Below are 6,980 nucleotides of genomic sequence, written 5' to 3'. Positions count from 1 at the left end.
ACAAACAGATAGCGATGCGCGTTTACACTCCTCCGAGGACTAAAACGCGCATGCGCAGTATACAGCTGTTATATTTATAGAAGGTAGTCATGATTAGTTGTATCTATTGTTCGACAGAAAAATTCAAAGAAGGAAAGGGTTCTGAGGAGCATGCGATCTTATCTTCTTTGGGTGGAAAAAAAGCATCTAGAAATATTTGTTGTCAAAAGTGTAATAACTCTCTTGGAGACGACATTGATAAAGTAGTTTCCGAAGAATTTGCGTTTATTTCTAACTTTGCCAACATCAAAACAGGACGAAAAAAAGCACCTAAGACGATCAAAAATGCAGGTGTCATGTCCGACCTAGAATTTGAGCTAAAGCCTGGCGGGCTTCCACATTTTTCTAAAGTAAAATTTGAGTCGAATGAGATTGATGAAAACTCAGTTCAGGGAAGTATCGTCGCAAGAAGTCCTGAGGAAGCTATCAGGTTGGTTGAAGCATTTGCTAAAAAGCATGGTAAGTCTATCGATGATTTGAAGGATGCAAACATTAGACTTGTGTCTGATTATGATATACCAAAAGTACACGGAACATTGAAGTTAGGCGGCGAACCATTCTTTCGTTCTATTACAAAAATGATGCTTACTTACCTAGCTACGCTTTGTCACCACTCTAGACTTCGTGATGGTTCATTTGATGAAGCCATTGCGTATATTAAAGGTGACAGTAACCAAGAACTGCAGGTTACTCATGATTATGTTTCAGAATACCCTAAGACTGAACTGGATAATGAAATTTCACATCTAATTTTTGTATTCGCTGATCCAAAAACAGGAGTCGTATTTTGTGGTTTACGGCTGTTTGGGTACTTACAGTTCAGTGCAAAACTGACTGAAACTTGGAGTGGTGGTGAAATTAAAAAATGTCATCAAGTTGATCCAGTAAGCGGTGAGACTCTTGATTTCGATTTGGAAAGCTTACCAGTATCGATTAATGAACTAGCTTCAAACATGGGGAATGACTCTGAAAAATTTGAGCAAGCCATAAACTTGTTAATGTCAGCTGTTTTCAAAGGTCAGCAAAAAGCAGCTATTGCCAGAACAACTGAACAAGCAATTGAGGAAGCTTTTGCTAAGCAAAATTTTGAGGATTTGACGGAAGAGAATCTGGGAGAATTTGTTGAAACAATTGTAGGGCATGTTAAAGCTCAAATGTTTCGAGGAACTGTGACTCAAGAAGTATCAATTGAACAACTCAAACGTATGAAAAAATAAATATAACAAAGCATTTAAGAGTGATTCGCAACGCTTGGCAGTTTCGCTTCGCTCAAGTATAGCCAAGCGCCGCTCACACCTTAATGCAGCGTTATGTTTTAGAAGCGATCTTATAAGGAGGTTCTAATGAAAAGGTTGTTATTGGTTTTGGTAATTATGCTTGCCTTTGGTGCGGCCGCAAATGTAGTCGCCATGCCTGCGGATATATTGGCGAAAGTAAGAGCATCAATAGAATCAAGATACCCGGATAACTATTCGATGCAAAAGACATTAATTAATGATCAAGTGCAGTCCTACGAGTTTTTGCAAGCCTACGCGCCAAAAAGTGTACCTGCACCCATATTTAAAGAAATAAAAAAATCGGTGGAGTCTCGATACCCTTATAATTTTTCTATGCAAAAAACACTCATTCAAGATCAAGTGCAATCATATGAGTATTTGCAAAGCTATTCTCCATCTTCAATACCAAGGGATGTATTAAGCAGAATTAAAAGCAAAATATCATCAAGATACCCATACAATTTTTCAATGCAAAAGACGTTAATTGAGGATCAGGTGCAGTCGTATATTGAATTAAATAGGTAGGCAAAACATAACCATCAGCTCAACCAGACGCCGTAAAGTAATGCGGCTTTATTCTGGCCTCTGTGTCGGCGTTGGTTAGCAAATCGTTAGCTATCTTTTAGGAAACGTTAGCACAACAAAGACACCCAGCATTAGCGAAGCACAACAAAGACACCCTAACACAACAAAGACACCCAGCATTAGCTGAGTGAAGGTTCTAGTTGCCTGGATTACAGAAACACTGATGTTTTCACTGGGAGAAAATTATCTTTCAAGCCTTTTGAGGGCCATTCAGTTATTGAAATGAGCGCAAAAGTCAAATTTCAGACACGATGTCGGTCGAACAAAGTTCGATTGGAGATGAATATCTTGGAGCCTCGGGGATTCAGCTAAACAACTTCTGACAATTAGCGGCCCCTTGCCTTCGTCGTCGCTGTAAGTGAGTACAGTAGTCGGTAAGAGATTCCAGTGTACCAACCGGCCCTTTGAATAGACGGCTAAAATCAGTCGTCAACTTGCAAGAAAGATAGGACAGCCATACCTTTTTGATGCTTTACACAGCTTTGGCTAGGCTTTGAAATACCCATCAAAGCTCAGTCGAGGTTAGTTATGACCGTTGCCCGTAAAAACAACAAAGACACCCATTATTAGCTGTGAGTAGCTTGAAATATCTGAAGTGTCAGCAGACATACACCTATTTCCCAGGTACAGGCGGAACTGTGACCGTCGAAAACAGGGCCGAATTTTGTTCCCGACAAATTCGGCATTTCCTACGTCCTTGTAGGTCAGATGTTTTCGTCGAGCGCCCAAGGATGGGTTCATAGCGAGTCACAGGATCGCCTGTGCGAAAGGGCCGTTATCGGGCTTCCGGCCCATCCGCACCGCAGGTGATTGACTACACAGTGGCCGGAAGCTCGCCAATACTAACTTAGGAACTTTTAGCTGAAAGCCAGGCTAGCCGCTGTGTCAGCGGCCGAAAGCCGCAACCCTTTGACCTTTCCCCCATCATTGAACGCAAAGTGGATTCAGCGAACTTGGCCGGGGGATTGAGAAACCGGGAAATAGCTCAGGCGGTGAGAGTGTTCGCCAGTGCCACTTCCAAGGTCATTTCCAATGCTGAAAGTTAAGCCTTGAGCAATGCCAATGCGGGCTGTTGGTTATCAGGATAGAGTCGATAAGCCTTATGGTGCTTGATGCAACTGGCTTTCTTATCCCCCTGGCTGAATAGAAGCGCATGTTTGACAGCAAACTGGGCAATCAACTGCTCGTCGGCGCGGATGTAAAGGGTGATGGGTTTTATCAATTTGCCATCGAGCAGATGCTGCTGATACTGCTCGGCGGAGATCACCAAGCTGTTTTGCCCCTGGCTGTCTAATTTGAGTTTACCGCTTACTTCACAGTCGAGGATGACGAGCCAGCCTTCGGCTTGGAGCTCGGCAATCAGGTTCTGGAGCGATTGCCCCACTGCGGCATTATTGATGGCTGGCAGATACTGCGCCTGGATACGTTGAAGCACCTCGGGTAACTTGGCACCGGCCCCCAGGCTTCGGCCCTCTCTTATCCAGCGAGTGAGATCTTCTGCTACTAACTTTGAGAAACGCTTCTCTTTTAGTGACTGCACCATCCAGTTGCAGAGAAAATGACTTTCCGCTGCCGGGGTCTTGATGCTGCCGGCAGCATGGTTACGTTCCGCCAAAGCAGCGAGGCCGGCTTGGGTTAATGCCAGCAAGGCCTGATTGTAGCTTTGTTCTGTCATTGTTTTTCCGCGTGTAAGAGATATGGATGGGGCGCTGAGTATACCCTATGCTGCAGTTATCAATATCAGGTAGACAAAGAAAAACCACCACAATGGTTATCAGTAAGACAGTTATCCGATCTGTCTTCGCAGCTATCTTACTGTAAATTTTTCAATCTCAAGGATATCTCTTGTCTGCCGGGCAACTGGGTTGTTTAATGAACAGAGTGAGGTAGTAGCCGGTTGTTACCTCTGCCTCTATGGGCTTGGTTAAGATGAATCTGATGGTGAGTCGATGGAATAACAGGAGAAGACAATGGCTAACGTATTGATCCTTGCCGGTGATTATGTGGAAGACTATGAAATTATGGTGCCGTTTCAGGCGCTGCAGATGGTGGGCCATAAGGTGACTGCCGTGTGCCCTGAAAAAGAGGCCGGTGATACTGTCAGGACGGCTATTCATGATTTTGAAGGCGATCAAACCTACAGTGAAAAACCTGGGCACAATTTCGTTCTCAACGGTGACTTTGAACAGATAAGTGCCGATGACTTTGATGCGCTGCTGATCCCCGGCGGCCGAGCACCTGAGTATCTGCGCCTCTATGATGAAGTGCTTGAGCTGGTGAGGGCTTTTGCCAAGGCGGATAAGCCGATTGCCGCCGTCTGCCATGGGGCGCAACTGCTGACCGCCGCCGGAGTGGTGCAGGGCAAGAAGGTATCGGCTTATCCCGCCTGTGCCCCCGAAGTACGCCAAGCCGGTGGTGAATATGCCGATATCGAGGTGACAGAAGCGATTACTGACGGCAAGTTGGTTACAGCGCCGGCTTGGCCTGCCCATCCTCAGTGGTTGGCGCAGTTCCATGCCTTGCTCTGAATTCCACTGCCCAGGGCCTTGTCCGCTCTGACGGAAAAGGTCATCTAAACGGGTCTTTCACTTGGCCGGAGATGCTATGTGTGAAATCTATTCCGGGGCGGCTCCCGCCTTGTTTGAGTTGAAAACCCGCTCGGTGCGTTTGGGTGGCGTCGTCACCAGTATTCGCCTGGAAGCGATTTTTTGGCAGTTGCTGGAGGATATCGCTGCCGAGGCGGGGTTGAGTCTCGGTGAGTGCCTCAGCCGTATCCACCAAGAGGCCTGCTGCAAGGAAGGGCGAGTCAGCAATTTTGCATCCTTGCTGCGGGTGGCTTGCACCACCTATCTCAATCGCGGTGAGCGCTTGTCTCTTAGGGGAGCAAGCTTTGCCGCTGAGAATGCAAGTGTTTCCAGCCAGTGATAAATCCAGCTAAAACTCAACTAGCCAAAAGCCGCGCAGTGCGCGGCTTTTTAATGGTTCAACATAGGAGCAAAAGCCCGTTAAGCGGGGCGGCTCATTTGAGCTTCTTGGGCTTGATGCCGCTGGAGCCGTAAGCGTCCATTTTAGGACGTATTGACGCCTTATAGATTTCGGCCAAGCATCCTGGCTAGATGTCTTTCATGATCTGCACCAGTCCTGGTGGGATTTTCCACTGGCGGTTATCATCGCTGACCACCATCACTGATTTCTTGTTGATTTTGATAACCACGCCGAACACTTGGCCTTCTTTGGCCTTGAAGTGGACTTTTTGGCCTAAACGTAGCTGGCTTAGAACATTGATGTCGTTTTGCAAACGTAAGTAGTCTATCCGCTTGCAGATTAGCTCGTTCAGGGCATGTAATTCGTCTAAGGTTAGGTCTTCTATGCGCATATCGCCTCCGTCTGGAGGCTATTCTACCGAAGTGGCGGGTAAAGCAAAGAGGTCTGAACGCAGTGGATTATCGGCGAACTGGGTTTTCCAATACCGTGGCGTCAGTTCATGTACCAGGCTGGCAGGGTGTTGGCTGATACGTAGCAGTACATCGGTCAGATAATCGTTTACATTGATATCATGCAATCGACAAGTGACTATCAGGCTTTGGATAACGCCAACATGCTCAGCACCGATTTCTGTCCAACAGAACAACCAATTTTTTCTCCCCATGGGTATGGGCCTGAGCGCCCGCTCCAGATGGTTTGTATCCAGCGGCACATCGGGGTCTTCTAAGAAGACACGCAGTGCCATTTCTTTGCTTTGTACATAGCCAATCGCTTTGTAGAGGGGGTCTTTTGGCAGCAGCGTCAGGTTATGCAGGGTGTCATCACACCACGTAAAGAAGCGGTCAACCACCGGTTTGCTGTGCGCAAGCCGGTATTGGCGTTTTTTGTCATCCGTGAGCTTTTGGTTTCGGATAGTCTCTTCTATCTCATACAGCTTGGCGATTAGGCTTATCGCTTCTTTGGCCGGTTGTGGCCAGCTGTTTTCGGCTGCAATAAATTGCCGGCGACTGTGCACCCAGCACTGGGCATGGGTTAAGCCCTCATTCGCTTTTATATAACTGGCATAGGCGCTGTAGCCATCGCTTAATAAAGTCCCTTTAAAGCGATGTTTTAATATCTCTTCTATATGTTGCCGCCCGCGGCTGGTGGAGAAGGTAAAAACAATTTCATCCTTATCACCATACACCGGCCAGAAGTAACTTTGCTTCATTTTGCCCGGGCCTGCTTTGCCTGCTTTAATCGGCGTCTCGTCCATTGCCAGCACCTGGCTTTGTAAGATGCTGGTCAGCATCGCATCCACAATCGGATAGAGTAAATCAATACCGCGTGCCACGATGGTGCCCAGTGTGCTGCGGCTTAAAGTAATGCCCGCTGCGGCTAAGCGCTGGTGTTGGCGATACAGCGGCAAGTGGTATTGGAATTTATCCACCAACATGCCGACGATAAAGCTCACATCCGCCACGCTTTTATCCAGCACATTGAACGGCGCTGCGCTTGGCAGGATAGTGTCGCTGTCTTTGTGTTTGATGATTTGCCGGTCATAGCGCAGCACGTCGAAGCTCGCTGGGCGCTGTGCTAAGCGGAAGGTGCTTTTTACGCCAATCACTTCATACTGGTCGGCATCTTCCCCTTTTAACTCGTCTGGTATCAGCGTAATCACTTTCACCGGTACGTTATCGTTAAATCGCAAACCACTGTCATTAACGCAATCATCCGGGCGCTGTTTGCCTTTTCTGCGGGTGTAGGTGGTATATTCGGTTTCACCTTCGGGTTGGGCCAGTGCTGGCACCATATCGCCCAGTAAGCTTAACTGCATACCCAATTCCAAGGCGCGCTTTTCTGACTTCTGACCAAACAACTGCTTCTCAAACCAGGCTAAGCGTTGCTGAATGCCTGCGAAGGTTTCGCGCAATGACGCATGCTCAGTTTCCAGCTTGCCGTACTTTTCTGACCAGGCCTGATTCTCTGCAGAAGCCTGTTGCAACAAACTCTGCAGGCGCGCGATTTCACTGGTCAAATTAACCCGTGTCTCGGCGTCCGCTGCCACGTTGGATGAGGATGAAGGCTTGATTTTCATAGCGTCAATTATACAGA

7 protein-coding genes and 1 pseudogene are annotated in these 6,980 nt (G+C 47.2%); 4 read left to right on the top strand and 4 right to left on the bottom strand.

What is annotated here, in order from left to right:
• Nucleotides 1-89: 89 nt before the first annotated feature.
• Both CX651_RS19435 and CX651_RS19430 read left to right on the top strand, forming a co-directional pair.
• Complete coding sequence (locus CX651_RS19435) at nucleotides 90-1,256, top strand: HNH endonuclease (protein ID WP_101057755.1); 1,167 nt, start codon at nucleotides 90-92, stop codon at nucleotides 1,254-1,256.
• 126 nt (nucleotides 1,257-1,382) lie between these two features.
• Entirely contained in the window at nucleotides 1,383-1,841 is a 459-nt protein-coding gene (locus CX651_RS19430) for a hypothetical protein (RefSeq protein WP_101057753.1), read from the top strand.
• A gap of 364 nt (nucleotides 1,842-2,205) precedes the next feature.
• Here CX651_RS19430 and CX651_RS20395 read toward each other — a convergent pair.
• A pseudogene (locus CX651_RS20395) lies at nucleotides 2,206-2,337 on the bottom strand (transposase); the annotation flags it as partial.
• A gap of 606 nt (nucleotides 2,338-2,943) precedes the next feature.
• Nucleotides 2,944-3,576, bottom strand: a complete 633-nt coding sequence (locus CX651_RS19420; protein WP_101057751.1) for a DUF2913 family protein — start codon at nucleotides 3,574-3,576, stop codon at nucleotides 2,944-2,946.
• Nucleotides 3,577-3,871: 295 nt separating this feature from the next.
• Here CX651_RS19420 and CX651_RS19415 point away from each other — a divergent pair, with 295 nt between their 5' ends.
• A complete protein-coding gene (locus tag CX651_RS19415; protein WP_028781593.1) occupies nucleotides 3,872-4,429 on the top strand; it encodes a DJ-1/PfpI family protein in 558 nt (185 codons plus the stop codon).
• Between the two features lie 76 nt (nucleotides 4,430-4,505).
• Nucleotides 4,506-4,826, top strand: coding sequence for a ribbon-helix-helix domain-containing protein (locus CX651_RS19410; RefSeq protein ID WP_054745756.1), 321 nt, complete (start codon nucleotides 4,506-4,508; stop codon nucleotides 4,824-4,826).
• A 187-nt stretch (nucleotides 4,827-5,013) separates the two neighbouring features.
• On the opposite strand, the gene CX651_RS19405 is transcribed toward CX651_RS19410, so the two are convergent.
• Complete coding sequence (locus CX651_RS19405; RefSeq protein ID WP_101057749.1) at nucleotides 5,014-5,277, bottom strand: transposase; 264 nt, start codon at nucleotides 5,275-5,277, stop codon at nucleotides 5,014-5,016.
• Between the two features lie 18 nt (nucleotides 5,278-5,295).
• The gene (locus CX651_RS19400) at nucleotides 5,296-6,963 is read right to left on the bottom strand and encodes an IS66-like element ISSpu21 family transposase (protein ID WP_101057747.1); all 1,668 of its coding nucleotides are present in this window, start codon (nucleotides 6,961-6,963) and stop codon (nucleotides 5,296-5,298) included.
• Nucleotides 6,964-6,980: the final 17 nt, after the last annotated feature.

The organism is Shewanella chilikensis, assembly GCF_002836945.1.
GTDB lineage: Bacteria > Pseudomonadota > Gammaproteobacteria > Enterobacterales > Shewanellaceae > Shewanella > Shewanella chilikensis.
This window is presented reverse-complemented; position numbering and strand designations above follow the sequence as displayed.